Source organism: Microbacterium sp. (genome assembly GCF_047972865.1).
GTDB lineage: Bacteria > Actinomycetota > Actinomycetes > Actinomycetales > Microbacteriaceae > Microbacterium.
The window spans coordinates 1-13467 of the sequence record NZ_JBKEAY010000137.1 but is presented as its reverse complement, the minus strand read 5'-3'; the positions used below and the strand labels follow the sequence as shown (position 1 = coordinate 13467).

General features: G+C 70.5%; 14 protein-coding genes. 12 read left to right on the top strand and 2 right to left on the bottom strand.

The window, feature by feature from the left end; all coding sequences use genetic code 11:
• The 6 genes from ACK5KK_RS08610 to ACK5KK_RS08585 form a co-directional block, all read left to right on the top strand.
• On the top strand, positions 1–652 hold a 652-nt coding region (locus tag ACK5KK_RS08610; protein WP_416889677.1), incomplete at its 5' end, for a branched-chain amino acid ABC transporter permease.
• Positions 649–1785, top strand: a complete 1137-nt coding sequence (locus ACK5KK_RS08605) for a branched-chain amino acid ABC transporter permease (protein WP_416889676.1) — start codon at positions 649–651, stop codon at positions 1783–1785. The genes ACK5KK_RS08610 and ACK5KK_RS08605, both read left to right, overlap by 4 nt.
• On the top strand, positions 1782–3347 hold the full coding sequence (locus ACK5KK_RS08600; protein ID WP_416889675.1) for a class I adenylate-forming enzyme family protein: 1566 nt from the start codon (positions 1782–1784) through the stop codon (positions 3345–3347). The genes ACK5KK_RS08605 and ACK5KK_RS08600 overlap by 4 nt, the downstream gene beginning before the upstream one ends.
• Positions 3334–4014, top strand: coding sequence for a TetR/AcrR family transcriptional regulator (locus ACK5KK_RS08595; RefSeq protein ID WP_416889674.1), 681 nt, complete (start codon positions 3334–3336; stop codon positions 4012–4014). Before ACK5KK_RS08600 ends, ACK5KK_RS08595 begins: the two co-directional genes overlap by 14 nt.
• Positions 4007–4759: a 3-hydroxybutyrate dehydrogenase gene (locus ACK5KK_RS08590; RefSeq protein WP_416889673.1), complete on the top strand. Its 753-nt coding sequence runs from the start codon at positions 4007–4009 to the stop codon at positions 4757–4759. Before ACK5KK_RS08595 ends, ACK5KK_RS08590 begins: the two co-directional genes overlap by 8 nt.
• Complete coding sequence (locus ACK5KK_RS08585; RefSeq protein WP_416889672.1) at positions 4756–5643, top strand: alpha/beta fold hydrolase; 888 nt, start codon at positions 4756–4758, stop codon at positions 5641–5643. The genes ACK5KK_RS08590 and ACK5KK_RS08585 overlap by 4 nt, the downstream gene beginning before the upstream one ends.
• 136 nt (positions 5644–5779) lie before the next feature.
• Here ACK5KK_RS08585 and ACK5KK_RS08580 read toward each other — a convergent pair whose 3' ends face one another.
• Positions 5780–6565 carry an IclR family transcriptional regulator gene (locus ACK5KK_RS08580; RefSeq protein WP_416889671.1) on the bottom strand — a complete coding sequence of 262 codons (786 nt, stop codon included), beginning with the start codon at positions 6563–6565 and terminating at the stop codon, positions 5780–5782.
• A gap of 114 nt (positions 6566–6679) precedes the next feature.
• Between ACK5KK_RS08580 and ACK5KK_RS08575 the strand changes: the two genes are divergently transcribed.
• From ACK5KK_RS08575 to ACK5KK_RS08565, 3 genes are read left to right on the top strand one after another with little or no spacing between them, the layout of a single operon-like run.
• The gene (locus ACK5KK_RS08575; protein ID WP_416889670.1) at positions 6680–7450 is read left to right on the top strand and encodes a CoA transferase subunit A; all 771 of its coding nucleotides are present in this window, start codon (positions 6680–6682) and stop codon (positions 7448–7450) included.
• 1 nt (position 7451) lies between these two features.
• On the top strand, positions 7452–8105 hold the full coding sequence (locus ACK5KK_RS08570) for a 3-oxoacid CoA-transferase subunit B (protein WP_416889669.1): 654 nt from the start codon (positions 7452–7454) through the stop codon (positions 8103–8105).
• Positions 8102–9286: an acetyl-CoA C-acyltransferase gene (locus ACK5KK_RS08565; RefSeq protein ID WP_416889668.1), complete on the top strand. Its 1185-nt coding sequence runs from the start codon at positions 8102–8104 to the stop codon at positions 9284–9286. Before ACK5KK_RS08570 ends, ACK5KK_RS08565 begins: the two co-directional genes overlap by 4 nt.
• A 30-nt stretch (positions 9287–9316) precedes the next feature.
• Here the strand turns inward: ACK5KK_RS08565 and ACK5KK_RS08560 are convergent, their stop codons facing one another.
• Complete coding sequence (locus ACK5KK_RS08560) at positions 9317–9574, bottom strand: hypothetical protein (protein ID WP_416889667.1); 258 nt, start codon at positions 9572–9574, stop codon at positions 9317–9319.
• A gap of 90 nt (positions 9575–9664) precedes the next feature.
• Between ACK5KK_RS08560 and ACK5KK_RS08555 the strand changes: the two genes are divergently transcribed.
• The 3 genes from ACK5KK_RS08555 to ilvD form a co-directional block, all read left to right on the top strand.
• Positions 9665–11077: an alpha,alpha-trehalose-phosphate synthase (UDP-forming) gene (locus tag ACK5KK_RS08555; protein ID WP_416889666.1), complete on the top strand. Its 1413-nt coding sequence runs from the start codon at positions 9665–9667 to the stop codon at positions 11075–11077.
• The gene (gene otsB, locus ACK5KK_RS08550; RefSeq protein WP_416889665.1) at positions 11074–11850 is read left to right on the top strand and encodes a trehalose-phosphatase; all 777 of its coding nucleotides are present in this window, start codon (positions 11074–11076) and stop codon (positions 11848–11850) included. Before ACK5KK_RS08555 ends, otsB begins: the two co-directional genes overlap by 4 nt.
• A gap of 65 nt (positions 11851–11915) precedes the next feature.
• Positions 11916–13467, top strand: a 1552-nt coding sequence (gene ilvD / locus ACK5KK_RS08545; RefSeq protein WP_416889664.1) for a dihydroxy-acid dehydratase, incomplete at its 3' end; no start/stop codon positions are given.

The window sequence follows — 13467 nt, the reverse complement described above, 5'->3', positions numbered from 1 at the left end:
CGGCGCGGTCTTCGCGACCCTGACCGAGCTCGTCCTCATTCGCCCGCTCTACGAACGCCACATCGAGCAGGTGCTCGTGACCGTCGGCCTGTCGTTCGCCGCCGTTGCGCTGTTCGAGGGGATCTGGGGGACGGATGCCGTCAATGTCAGCGGTCCCGCCTGGCTGCGCGGCACGACCGAGGTGCTGGGCGCGCGCATTCCCAACACCTACTGGGTGCTCATGATCGCCGCCGCCGGCGTGCTGGGAGGGCTCGTACTGTTCCTGCGCAAGACCCGGTACGGCATGATCATCCGCGCCGGTGTCGAGAACCGCGCGATGGTCACCGCCCTCGGCATCGACGTGCGGCGCAGCTTCACGCTCGTGTTCGCGATCGGGGGAGCGGCAGCCGGGATCGGCGGCGTACTCGCGATGCACTGGTCCACGTTCGTCTCGGCCCACCTGGGTTCGACGCTGCTGATCTTCGCGTTCATCGTGACCGTCATCGGCGGTCTGGGCTCGCTCACCGGTGCGGCCATCGCGTCGGTGCTGGTGGCCGTGCTGCAGCAGTTCGCGAACTTCTACCTGGACGGCACCGGCGACTTCATCGTCGTGGCGCTGCTCGCGATCGTCCTGCTGGTGCGGCCGGCCGGCCTGCTGGGGAGGCAAGCATGACCGCGACCACCGGGATTCCCACGCTCGTGCCCGGACGGAAGGGCGCGTACCTGCCCTTCGTCGTGGGCGCCGGACTCGTGGTGCTGATGGCGGTGCTGCCGCTTCTGAACGTGTCGATACCCGGCATTCTGCCCGGCGCGACCTACACGCCGGGCAGCCTCGCCCTGATGTCGCTGTGCATGGTGTTCGCCGCGCTCGCCCTCTCGTACAACCTGCTGCTGGGCACGGCCGGCATGCTCTCGTTCGGCCATGCGCTGTACTTCGGCGCCGGCGCGTACGGGCTGGGGATCGCGCTGCAATACCTCGGGGTGCCGATGTGGCCGGGGGTGCTGATCGCGCTGGTCGGCGGACTGGTGATCGCGCTGCTGACCGGTGCCGTCGCGATCCGGGTCTCCGGCATCCCGTTCGCGATGGTCACGCTCGCTTTCGCGCAGGCCGGGTCGGTGCTCGTGCGCCGCAACCAGCAGGTCACCGGCGGCGAGGAAGGACTGCGGCTGCCGGTCGCGCAGGTCCCGGACTGGCTGGTCGGCGTCGTCAACACCCGCAACCTGTACTGGTTCGCCCTCGTCGTGCTCGTCATCGTCTACCTCGTCGTGCTGTGGGTGGATCGTTCACGCCTCGGACACCTCGCCGAGGCGACCCGCGAGAACGAACTGCGGGTGCGGGTGCTGGGCCTCCACCCGTACGGGGCGCGGCTGATGGTCTTCGTCGTCGCCGCCGGCTGCGCGTCGCTGGCGGGCGTCGCCTACATGCTGCTGCAGTCGGGCACCCAGCCGAACTCGGTGGGGGCGGATCTGACGATCACGGTGCTGGTGATGGTGGTGCTCGGTGGCGTCGGGTTCCGTTGGGGTGCCATTCTCGGAGGCGTGCTGTACACCCTTCTCGACCAGCGGCTGACGGTGCTGGCGCGCTCGGAGTGGATCCAGCAACTGCCCGACGTGCTGCACATCCCGCTGTCGGAGCCGTTGTTCCTGCTGGGTGTGCTGTTCATCCTCGTCGTGATGTTCCTGCCGGGTGGCCTGGCCGGAACCGCCGACGCGTGGCTCCGCCGCCGCCGGGGGGAGCGCACCCGCACCCAGCTGCACGAGCTCGACGACGCCGAGCTCGACGCGAGCGAGGAGGCGCGCACGTGACCGAGCCGGCGCACACCGCCGACGGCCCCCACACCGTGGGGCGCTGGCTCGCCGATCGCGCCGCCGCGTCTGGGCGGCGCATCGCGATCGACGACCGAGGCGTGACGATCACCTACGCGCGGCTGGACGCACGTGCGCGGGAGCTGGCGCTCCGGCTGCGTGCCGGCGGCTACGGCCCCGGCGATCGGGTCGCGACGGTGTCGGGCAACTCGATCGACCACGTGGTCGCCTTCCTCGCGGCGGCCCGCGTCGGCGCGGCGTTCGTACCGCTGTCCTGGCGGGCGACCCCGGTCGAGCTCAGCGACATGCTGGCGCGCACCGCGCCGGCCTTGGTGCTCGTCGAGGACGAATACGAGGGCCTGGCCGCCGCCGCCTTGCAGCGGCTCAACCGCCGGCCCCCGACCGCGGAACTGGGCACGACGGGCGTGGAGCAGGCGGTCCCCGCCCGGATCGATCCGGCCGCGCCGGCTCGGGCGGTGAGGGACGACGACGCTCTGCTGATCATCTTCACCTCTGGCAGTGAGTCCGCCCCGAAGGGTGTCGTGCTCAGTCACGCCAACTGCTTCTGGAACAACCATGCTCTCGCCGGCGCGCTGCCGCTGACAGGCGACGACGTCGTGCTGTCTATGCTGCCCCAGTTCCACGTCGCGGCGTGGAACGTGCAACCGCTGCTGGCGTGGCGGGTCGGCGCGACGGTCGTGCTGGAACGCTCCTTCCAGCCCTCACGCATTCTGCAGTTGATCGCCGATCGCGGGGTGACCGCGATGATGGGCGTGCCGACGCAGTACCGGCTGCTGGCCGACGACCCGCGCTTCGCCGCCGCCGCCGTGCGCGGCATCCGCCTCGCCCTCGTCGGCGGCGCGACCGTACCTGGCGACCTCGCCGAACGGTGGGCCGGCCACGGAGTGGCGTTGACCCAGGGGTACGGACTGACCGAGGCGGCGCCGAACGTGCTGTGGCTGCCTCCGGACGAATCCCGCAGCCACCCCGGCGCCGCCGGGTACGCGTATCCGGCGGTAGACGTGTGCCTGGCCGACCCGGCGACCGGCATGATCGTCGGCGGCGCCGGTGTGGGGGAGCTGTGGGTGCGGGGGCCGAGTGTGTTCGCCGGGTACCTGGACGATGCGCCGGCGACCGCGCGGGCCTTCGCCGACGGGGGGCTGCGCACCGGCGACATCGCGCGGCGCGACGACGACGGCCGGTACTGGATCGTCGACCGCCTCAAGGACATCTACATCTCGGGCGGCGAGAACGTCGCGCCCGCCGAAGTCGAGGCGGCACTGTGCCGGCACCCCTCGGTCGCCGACGCGGCCGTCGTCGGCGTACCCGACCCGGTATGGGGCGAGCGGGGCGTGGCCTTCATCGTGCGCGCCGAGGGCGCACGCCTCGGCGAGGACGAGGTGTTCGCCCACGCCCGTGAGAACCTCGCCGGATACAAGGTTCCCGTGCGCGTCGTGTTCGTCGACGCCGTGCCGCGGTCCACAATCGAGAAGCTCGCGCGGTCGCGCCTGAAGCGACGCGCGGCGGCGATGATGCAGGAGGAGAGCCATGACCACCGTTGACGATGCCGGCCCGACGGCGGGCCCGGTCACCTCGACCGCCGGGCGTCCGCTCACCAAGCGCGGGGAGGCGACCCGCCGCAAGCTGCTGGAAGCGGCCGAGCAGGTTTTCGCCGACCTCGGCTATCACGAGGCGTCCATCGTCAAGATCACCGAGCGTGCCGGCCTCGGCCTGGGCACGTTCTATCTGTACTTCGACGGCAAGCAGCAGATCTTCGAGGAGCTCGTCATCGACCTGAACCGGCGGGTGCGTCACTCCATGGCCCAAGCGATGGCCGGGGCCGGTGACCGCATCGCGGCCGAACGGGCCGGTTTCGAGGGCTTCTTCCGCTTCACCGCGGAACACCCGGCGCTTTACCGGGTGGTGCGCGAAGCCGAGTTCGTCTCACCCGACACGCTGCGGCTGCACTACACCCGCATCGTCGAGGGCTACGAGGCGGGGCTGCGGGCCGCGCAACAGGTCGGGGAGGTCGACACGGCGCTCGACCCCGAAGTGACCGCCTGGGCGCTGATGGGGGCCGGCGAACTGATCGGCATGCGTTACGTGCTGTGGGAGCGGGATGCCGAAGGCCGCCCGCCCGCCGACATCGACCCGGAGATCGTCGATCACGCCATGAGATTCATCCGCAACGCTCTCGCGGTGCAACAGGAAGGACCCGTCGATGACTGAGCAGGACCTGGCCGGGAGACGGGCGCTGGTCACCGGTGGTTCCAGCGGAATCGGGCTGGCGTGCGTGCGCGAGTTCGCGCGGCGGGGCGCGCACGTCACTGTCGCCGACATCAACGGGGACGCCGCCCGGGCCGTCGCCGCAGAGGTCGGCGGCCGGGCGTGGGTCGTGGATCTCAGCGACACGGCGACGCAGGAGTCGCTACGCCTGGACATCGACGTGCTCGTCAACAACGCCGGAATCCAGACCGTCGCCGCGATCCCCGAGTTCGACCCGGACCGGTTCCGGTTCATGCATCGTCTCATGGTGGAGTCGCCCTTCCTGCTCGTGCGGGCGGTGCTGCCGGGCATGTACGAACGCGGCTGGGGACGGATCATCAACATCTCCAGCGCCCACGGCCTACGTGCCAGCGCGTTCAAGGTGGCGTATGTGACCGCCAAGCACGCCCTGGAAGGGCTGTCGAAGGTCACCGCGCTAGAGGGCGGCGCGCACGGGGTCACGAGCAACTGCATCAATCCGGCCTATGTGCGCACGCCGCTGGTCGAGAAGCAGATCGCCGACCAGGCCGCCGTGCACGGCATCGCCGAATCGGAGGTCGTCGAGAAGATCATGCTCACCGAGACCGCCGTCAAGCGTCTGATCGAGGCGGACGAGGTCGCCTCGCTGGCCGGATGGCTCGCATCGGACCAGGCGGGAATGGTCACCGGCGCCAGCTACACGATGGACGGCGGATGGACGGCGCGGTGACGCACATCTACCGGACGGTGGACGTCCCCGTCGCGGGCGGCGATCTGCGCGTGGGGGTGTGGGACGTCCCGGGCGACGGGGCGCCCGCCGTCGTGCTGATCCACGGCGTGACCTCGTCGCACCTGGTGTGGCAGTGGGTCGCCCGAGCCCTGCCGGGGGTGCGCCTCATCGCCCCCGACCTGCGCGGCCGCGGCCGCAGCAGCGAGGTCGCAGGTCCCGCCGGCATGACCGCCCACGCCGAGGACCTATCGGCCGTGTTCGCGCACTTCGGGCTGGAACGGACCGTCGTGATCGGGCACTCCATGGGGGCGTTCGTGGCGGTCGTGTTCGCGCACCGTCATCCCGGCCTCGTCAGCCGCCTGCTGCTGATCGACGGCGGACTGCCGCTGGCGGCACCGCCCGGGCTGTCGCCCGACGACCTGGTCGCGGCGATCCTGGGGCCGACGGCGGCGCGGCTGGATCTGAGATTCGCCGACACGGCCGACTACCTGGCCTTCTGGCGCGAGCACCCGGCCTTCGGCGACGAGATGACTCCCGAACTGGAACGCTACTTCGGCTACGACCTGGTGCGCGACGGCGACCTCATGCGCCCCGCGACCAGCTACACCACCACGGTCGAGGACACCGTCGACCTCAACACCGGAACGGCACTGATCGACGCGTTGGCGGCGCTGCGGCATCCGGTCCGGTTCGTCACGGTGCCCCGCGGGCTGCGGAACGAGGAGCCGGGACTGTATCCCCCCGCTGTGCTCGATGCGCTGCTCGCACCACACCCCGGCGTCCAGCACGAGCGTTGGGACGGGTTCAACCACTACACGGTGGTCATGTCCGAAGACGGTGCCGCCGCCGTCGCCCGGGTCATTCGCACAGCCCTCGCTCGCTGACCCCCGCCTCCGGTCATCACGGCTCCCCGGTGCCCTCCGCCTCCCAGCGGCCCCGGGCGGAGGCCTTCGCGTTGTCTGGGACGGGGGACGGAGGGGGCGCGTCTGCAGGCGAGGGTGCGGGGCAGCGGGAGTGTGGTCAGCGGCGGCGGACGGAGTGGATGCGCGTCGTGAGCTGGTGGGCGTGGGCGAGCAGGGTGCGTCCGAGCCCTGGCAGCCGGTCGGGGCCGAACCGGAACTCGACTCCGGTCAGACTCAGCGCCCACTCGGGCCGGTGGGCGTGGTCGAACACGGCCGCCCCCATGCCCCACGAGCCCTCGACGATCAGTCCGGGGTTCACGGCGTAGCCGCGTTCGTGCGTCTCCGCCAGCCGCGGCCGTAGCGCGCCCGCATCGTGGGAACGCCCCCAGCGGTCGCCAAGCTCCGGATGCCGCTCCAGGTAGGCGTCGACCTCGTCGTCGGGCACGAAGGCGAGGATCGCCAGGCCCGCCGAGGCGACCCCGAGGGGAAAGCGCACGCCCTCGCTGAGCACGAACGAGCGGATCGGGAACGACCCCTCCTCGCGCAGCAGGCACACCGTCTCGTCGCCGCGGCGCACCGACAGGAACGCGCTCTCCTCCGTGCGCACGGCCAGGGATCGGACGATGTCGCGGGCCAGATGCGTGATGTCGTACCGGGATGCCGCCGCCGAACCCATGAGGAACAGCTCCGGTCCCGGCAGCCACCGCGCGGTGTGCTCGTCCTGATCGACCAGGCCCTCGGCACGCAGCGCCGACAGCAGCCGATGCGCCGTCGACCGCGACAGGTCGGCATCGCGCGCCAGCTCCTGCACGCCGCGGCCGGCGTCACCGGCTGCGGTCACCAGGCGCAGCAGCGCGGCCGCGCGCGCGATCGCCTGCGCCCCCGGCACCATCGCTCGTTCCATAATGTGGACACTACGCGGATGGCTTCCCACATGGCAAGCGACGGATTGCCCGCCGCGGCTCGACGGACCGATCCTGGGGAGGACCCGGTGCGAACCGACACGAAGGAGTGCGCTGTGATCGACAAGACGATCCCGACGGCGGTCGCCGCCGTCGCCGACATCCCCGACGGGGCCTCGCTCGCCGTCGGCGGGTTCGGCCTGTCCGGAAACCCGATCGCGCTCATCGACGCGCTGCTGGCACAGGGCACCACCGACCTGTCGATCGTGTCCAATAACTGCGGCGTCGACGACTGGGGCCTGGGGGTGCTGTTGAACGCCAAGCGCATCCGCAAGATGACCTCGTCGTACGTCGGCGAGAACAAGGAGTTCGAGCGGCAGTTCCTCTCGGGCGAACTGGAGCTGGAACTGACCCCGCAGGGCACCCTGGCCGAGAAGCTGCGCGCCGGGGGATCGGGTATCGCTGCCTTCTACACCCAGACCGGCGTCGGCACGCAGGTCGCCGAGGGCGGTCTGCCACGCCGCTACGCAGCCGACGGCAGTATCGCCGTCGCCTCGCCCGCCAAGGACGTCCGCACCTTCGCTCTGGGGGGCCGTGAGGGTGAGTACGTCCTCGAGGACGCCATCGTCACCGACTTCTCACTCGTCCACGCCCTGCGCGGCGACCGGCACGGCAACCTGGTGTTCAACAAGGCTGCCCGCAACTTCAACCCGCTCGCGGCCATGGCCGGCCGGGTGTGCATCGCCCAAGTGGAGGAACTGGTCGAACCGGGGGAGTTCGACCCCGACACGGTTCACCTCCCGGGCGTCTACGTGCACCGCATCGTCGAGGTGGGCACCGACATCGACAAGCGCATCGAGCGCCGGACCGTCTCGGAAGGGGCCTGACATGGTGTTGAACCGCAATGAGATGGCCGCGCGGGCCGCGGCCGAACTGACCGACGGCTCGTACGTCAACCTGGGGATCGGCCTGCCGACCCTCGTGCCGAACTTCGTGCCGGCCGGCGTGACGGTCGTGCTGCAGTCGGAGAACGGCATCCTCGGCGTCGGGCCGTATCCCACCGCCGATGCCGTCGACCCCGACCTCATCAACGCTGGCAAGGAGACCGTGACGACCCTGCCGGGGGCGGCGTTCTTCGATTCGTCGACGAGTTTCGGCATGATCCGCGGCGGCAAGATCGATGCCGCCATCCTCGGTGCCATGCAGGTGTCGGCCACCGGAGACCTCGCGAACTGGATGATCCCCGGCAAGATGGTCAAGGGCCCCGGCGGCGCGATGGACCTCGTCCACGGTGCCGGCACGGTGATCGTGCTGATGGAGCACGTCGCCAAGGACGGTTCGGCGAAGATCGTCGACGAGTGCTCGCTGCCGCTGACCGGCCGCGGCGTCGTGGACCGCATCATCACGGACCTGGCCGTCATCGACGTGACCGGCGACGGGCTCGTTCTCGTCGAGGTAGCACCCGGGGTCACCGTCGACGAGGTCGTCGCCGCCACCGAACCCGAACTCATCGTCTCCGACGCGCTGAAGGAGCTGTCATGACCGCCGCCGACATCGTCGTCGTCGCCGCCGCGCGCACCCCACAGGGGCGTCTGAAGGGACAGCTGGCCGCCTTCACCGCTCCGCAACTGGGCGGGTTCGCCATCGCGGGTGCGCTGGCGAAGCGCAGCATCCCAGCGACGGCGGTGGATGCCGTCATCATGGGGCAGGTGCTTCCCGCCGGCTCCGGCCAGAACCCGGCCCGCCAGGCATCGATCGCCGCCGGCATCGGCTGGGACGTGCCGGCCTCATCGGTCAACAAGGTGTGCCTGTCCGGTCTGACGGCGATCATCGACGCCAAGCGCATGATCGCCTCGGGAGATGCCACCGTCGTCGCCGCCGGCGGCATGGAGTCGATGACCCGCGCACCGCACCTGCTGATGGGCTCGCGCGACGGGTGGACCTACGGGTCGGTCGAGGTCCTCGACCACATGGCCTTCGACGGGCTCACCGACGCATATGACCGTGAGAGCATGGGCGCCTCGACCGAGCGCCTCAACCCTCGCTTCGAGGTCACTCGCGAAGCGCAGGACCGCGTCGCAGCACTCTCGCACCAGCGGGCTGCGGCGGCACAGGCGGGCGGGGTTCTCGATGCCGAGCTGGTGGCGATCGCCGTGCCCCAGCGCAAGGGGGACCCCGTGCTGGTGACGGCGGACGAAGGCGTGCGCCCCGACACCACCGCGGAGTCGCTCGGAGCCTTGCGACCGGCGTTCGCCGCCGACGGTACGATCACCGCGGGCAACGCCTCGCAGATCTCCGACGGGGCGGCGGCGGTGGTGCTCACGACACGCGCACACGCCGACGCGAACGGCTGGTCCGTGCTGGCGGTGGTCGGCGCAGCCGGCCAGGTCGCCGGGCCCGACAACTCACTGCACGCACAGCCGGCCCGCGCGATCGAGGCGGCCCTGGCGAAGCAGCATATGACGGCATCCGACCTCGACCTCGTGGAAATCAATGAGGCCTTCGGAGCGGTCGTGGTGCGGTCGCAGTCCGAACTCGGTGTCGATGAGGAGATCGTGAACATCCACGGCGGCGGCATCGCGATCGGGCATCCGATCGGCGCCTCGGGTGCGCGGCTGGTCGTGCACGCGGCGCACGAACTCGTCCGTCGAGGCTCCGGCGCCGCTGCGGTGGGGCTGTGCGGCGGTGGCGGCCAGGGCGAAGCGGTGATCCTCACCCGGTGAGACGCCGCCGACGGGGCGGTGGCGCGGGACTCAGCGTCGCAGTTCGGCCGCGAGAAGCTTGTGCTCCCGCCCGGAGATCGGCGAATCCGCGGGTGCGAGCCGCCCCTGGGTTGCGCGCCTTGTGTCGACGGCGGCGCCGACCGCCAGCGCTAGCGTGATCCCCCAGCTCAGCCAGGCCAAGGCGGTGCGCCACGTGAACCCGGCATCCGGGTTCTTGCCTTCGCGCAGCAACGTCAGACCCGCCGTGAGGACGGAGAACAGCCCGGTTCCGAACAGGTATTTGCGCATGGCCTCCACGGTACCCGTCCCGGGAGGCCACGCGCTCGCTAGGGTGGAACCGACCGCGGTTGTGGGTACCCGCGGTTGAGGGGAGTCCACGTGACAGTCGCCGACTTCGTCGTCGTTTCCAATCGGCTTCCCGTCGACCGCGGTGACGACGAGGACGCCCTGTGGCGTCAGTCCCCGGGCGGTCTTGTCGCGGCGCTCGAGCCGGTCATGCAGGCGGTGGGCGGCGCCTGGGTGGGCTGGCCCGGCCAGGCCGACCTCGACATCGCACCGTTCACGTTCGACGGGATGCAGTTGGTTCCCGTTGCGCTGTCGGCGGCGGACATCGAACTCTACTACGAGGGCTTTTCCAACGACACCATCTGGCCGCTCTACCACGACGTGATCGCCGCCCCCAGCTTCCACCGGACCTGGTGGGAGGTGTACGCGGCCGTCAACCGCCGGTTCGCGGACGCGGCGGCGGCAGCGGCCGCCGTCGGGGCCACCGTGTGGGTGCACGACTATCAGCTCCAGCTGGTGCCTCGGATGCTGCGGCAGCTGCGTCCCGACCTCACGATCGGCTACTTCCATCACATTCCCTTCCCCGCATATGGCCTGTACTCGCAGTTGCCGTGGCGGCGCCAGGTGCTCGACGGGCTGCTCGGTGCCGACGTGATCGGGTTTCAGCGTGTCGCGGATGCCGGCAACTTCGCCCGCGCGGTGCGCCGCGTGTTCGGCTACGAGACCAAGTCGGGGTCGATCCGCGTGCCCGAGGCGGCCGGGGGAGTCCGGACGGCCGTCGCCAAGGCGTACCCGATCTCCATCGACACGTCGCTGTACGACGACCTGGCCCGGCGTCCCGAGATCCAGGCTCGCGCGAAAGAGATCCGCGCGAGCCTCGGCGATCCGGCGACGATTCTCCTCGGGGTCGACCGCCTCGATTACACCAAAGGCATCCGGCATCGGCTGAAGGCGTTCGGCGAGCTTCTGACCGACGGCCGGTTGTCGGTCGAGGACGCAACCCTGGTGCAGGTGGCCAGCCCCAGCCGCGAGAGGGTGGGTGCGTACATGCAGTTGCGCGACAAGATCGAGCTCGCCGTGGGCCGGATCAACGGCGACTTCGACACCGTGGAGCGTTCCGCCGTGCGGTACCTGCACACGTCGTACCCCCGCGAGGAGATGGTGGCGCTGTACCTGACGGCCGACGTCATGCTCGTCACGGCGCTCCGCGACGGCATGAACCTCGTGGCCAAGGAGTACGTGGCCAGCCGCGTCGACGGTCGCGGGGTCCTCGTGCTCAGTGAGTTCGCCGGCGCGGCGGATGAGCTGACGCAAGCGGTGAAGGTCAACCCTCACGACATCGACGGGCTGAAGGACGCCATCGTCACCGCTGTGGAGATGTCCGACGTCGAGCAGCGCCGCCGGATGCGGTCGCTGCGGCGCCGGGTGCGCGACAACGACGTCACCCGCTGGTCGGAGCGCTTCCTCGTCGACCTGGACCGTGTCCGAAGGGAGCGCACCGCATGAGCGCCGCGCTGGAGATGCTCGCTGCGACCGACCAGCTGCTGGTCGCCCTCGACTTCGACGGCACGCTGTCGGAGCTGGTCGACGATCCGATGACCGCACGCATGACGCCCGCGGCCCGCGCCGCGGTGGACGAGCTGCGCGACACACCCGGCACCGTCGTCGCGCTCGTGTCCGGTCGGAGCCTGCACGACCTGCGTGAGATCGCCGAACACACCGACGGATCCGACGTCGTGCTGGCCGGGTCGCACGGCGCGGAGTTCTGGATGCCGGGTTCGGGGCGGGCGGCGCAGGGCGAGGATGCCGCCGACGCCGCGCTCCGCGGCACGTTGCGCGCTGAGGCGGAGACGCTCACCGCCAACTTGCACGGCGTGTGGATCGAACCGAAGACTTTCGGTTTCGGCGTGCACACCCGGCGGGCGCTGCCGGCCGACGCTGAGCGCGCGCACGAGGTCGTCGGCGGCCTGGTACGCGAACGCGCACCGCACTGGCGGCGGCGGGTGGGGCACAACATCACCGAGTACGCCTTCCGTGCCGAGGGCAAGGACACTGCCGTCGCGCAGCTGCGCGAACAGGTGGGCGCCACCGCGGTTCTGTTCGCCGGCGACGACGTCACCGACGAGGACGCCATTGCCTCACTGCAGCCCGGTGACCTCGGCATCCGCGTCGGCCCGGGACCGTCGTCGGCTCGGGTGCGGGTCGCTGACATCGATGAACTTGCAGCGACGCTCACCCGGCTCGCGCGGCTGCGCACCCTCCGCCGTGCCCAGGCCTGACCGTCAGCGTCGCGAGGCGGGCGGGGCGCACCGGCGGGCCGCCCCGCGGGAATAGACTCTCCTTCATGCCCACAGGAGACGACACCATCGACATCAAGCCCCGCAGTCGCGCGGTCACCGACGGCATCGAAGCGACCACCTCACGCGGCATGCTCCGCGCCGTCGGCATGGGCGACGACGACTGGGACAAGCCCCAGATCGGCATCGCCTCGAGCTGGAACGAGATCACGCCGTGCAACCTGAGCCTGGACCGGCTCGCGCAGGGGGCCAAGGAAGGCGTGCACGCCGGCGGCGGATATCCGTTGCAGTTCGGCACGGTCTCGGTGTCGGACGGCATCTCGATGGGCCACGAGGGCATGCACTTCTCACTGGTCAGCCGCGAGGTCATCGCCGACTCGGTCGAGACGGTGGTCAGCGCGGAGCGGCTCGACGGGACGGTGCTCCTGGCCGGGTGCGACAAATCCATCCCCGGGATGCTGATGGCCTCGGCGCGTCTGGATCTGGCCAGTGTGTTCCTCTACGCGGGGTCCATCGCCCCCGGCTGGGTGAAACTGTCGGACGGCACCGAGAAGGACATCACGATCGTCGACTCGTTCGAGGGCGTCGGGGCCTGTCTGGCCGGCCGCATGAGTGCCGCCGACCTCAAGCGCATCGAGTGCTCGTTCGCGCCGGGCGAGGGCGCCTGCGGCGGGATGTACACGGCCAACACGATGGCGTCGGTCGCCGAGGCGCTGGGCCTCAGCCTGCCGGGCTCGGCCGCGCCGCCGTCGGCGGACCGTCGCCGTGACGTCTACGCACACCGCTCCGGTGAGGCCGTCGTCGAAATGCTCCGCCAGGGCATCACGACCCGCGACATCCTCACCCCGGAAGCGTTCGAGAACGCCATCGCCCTCGCGATGGCGTTGGGCGGGTCGACCAACGTGGTGCTGCACCTGCTCGCGATCGCCCACGAGGCCGAGATCGAACTGAGTCTGCACGACTTCAACCGCATCGGCGACAAGGTGCCCCACGTGGCCGACATGAAGCCGTTCGGGGCCTATGTCATGAACGACGTGGACCGCCACGGCGGCATCCCGGTCATCATGAAGGCGATGCTCGATGAGGGCCTGCTGCACGGCGACGCGCTGACGGTCACGGGCAAGACCCTCGCCGAGAACCTGCGCGAGCTCGACCCCGCCCCGATCGACGGAACCGTGATCCACACGTTCGACGACCCGATCCACGCGACCGGTGGACTGACCATCCTGCACGGCTCGATGGCGCCGGAGGGCGCCGTCGTGAAGTCGGCCGGGTTCGACGCCGACGTGTTCGAGGGGCCGGCCCGCGTGTTCGAGCGGGAACGCGGCGCCCTCGATGCGCTGGCGGCCGGGCAGATCGAGGCCGGCAGCGTCGTCGTCATCCGGTACGAAGGGCCCAAGGGCGGGCCCGGGATGCGCGAGATGCTGGCGATCACGGCGGCCATCAAGGGCGCGGGGCTCGGTAAAGATGTACTACTGTTGACGGACGGTCGATTCTCCGGCGGCACAACCGGCCTGTGCATCGGCCACATAGCACCCGAAGCGGTGGACGCAGGTCCCATCGCCTTCGTGCGCGATGGTGATCTGATACGGGTCGATA

Excerpts from the sequence above, each read along its gene's own strand:
- ACK5KK_RS08605 (WP_416889676.1), top strand. The coding sequence starts at position 649 with ATGACCGCGACCACCGGGATTCCCACGCTCGTGCCCGGACGGAAGGGC.
- ACK5KK_RS08595 (WP_416889674.1), top strand. The coding sequence starts at position 3,334 with ATGACCACCGTTGACGATGCCGGCCCGACGGCGGGCCCGGTCACCTCG.
- ACK5KK_RS08590 (WP_416889673.1), top strand. The coding sequence starts at position 4,007 with ATGACTGAGCAGGACCTGGCCGGGAGACGGGCGCTGGTCACCGGTGGT.
- ACK5KK_RS08580 (WP_416889671.1), bottom strand. The coding sequence starts at position 6,565 with ATGGAACGAGCGATGGTGCCGGGGGCGCAGGCGATCGCGCGCGCGGCC.
- ACK5KK_RS08570 (WP_416889669.1), top strand. The coding sequence starts at position 7,452 with ATGGTGTTGAACCGCAATGAGATGGCCGCGCGGGCCGCGGCCGAACTG.
- ACK5KK_RS08565 (WP_416889668.1), top strand. The coding sequence starts at position 8,102 with ATGACCGCCGCCGACATCGTCGTCGTCGCCGCCGCGCGCACCCCACAG.
- ACK5KK_RS08560 (WP_416889667.1), bottom strand. The coding sequence starts at position 9,574 with ATGCGCAAATACCTGTTCGGAACCGGGCTGTTCTCCGTCCTCACGGCG.
- otsB (WP_416889665.1), top strand. The coding sequence starts at position 11,074 with ATGAGCGCCGCGCTGGAGATGCTCGCTGCGACCGACCAGCTGCTGGTC.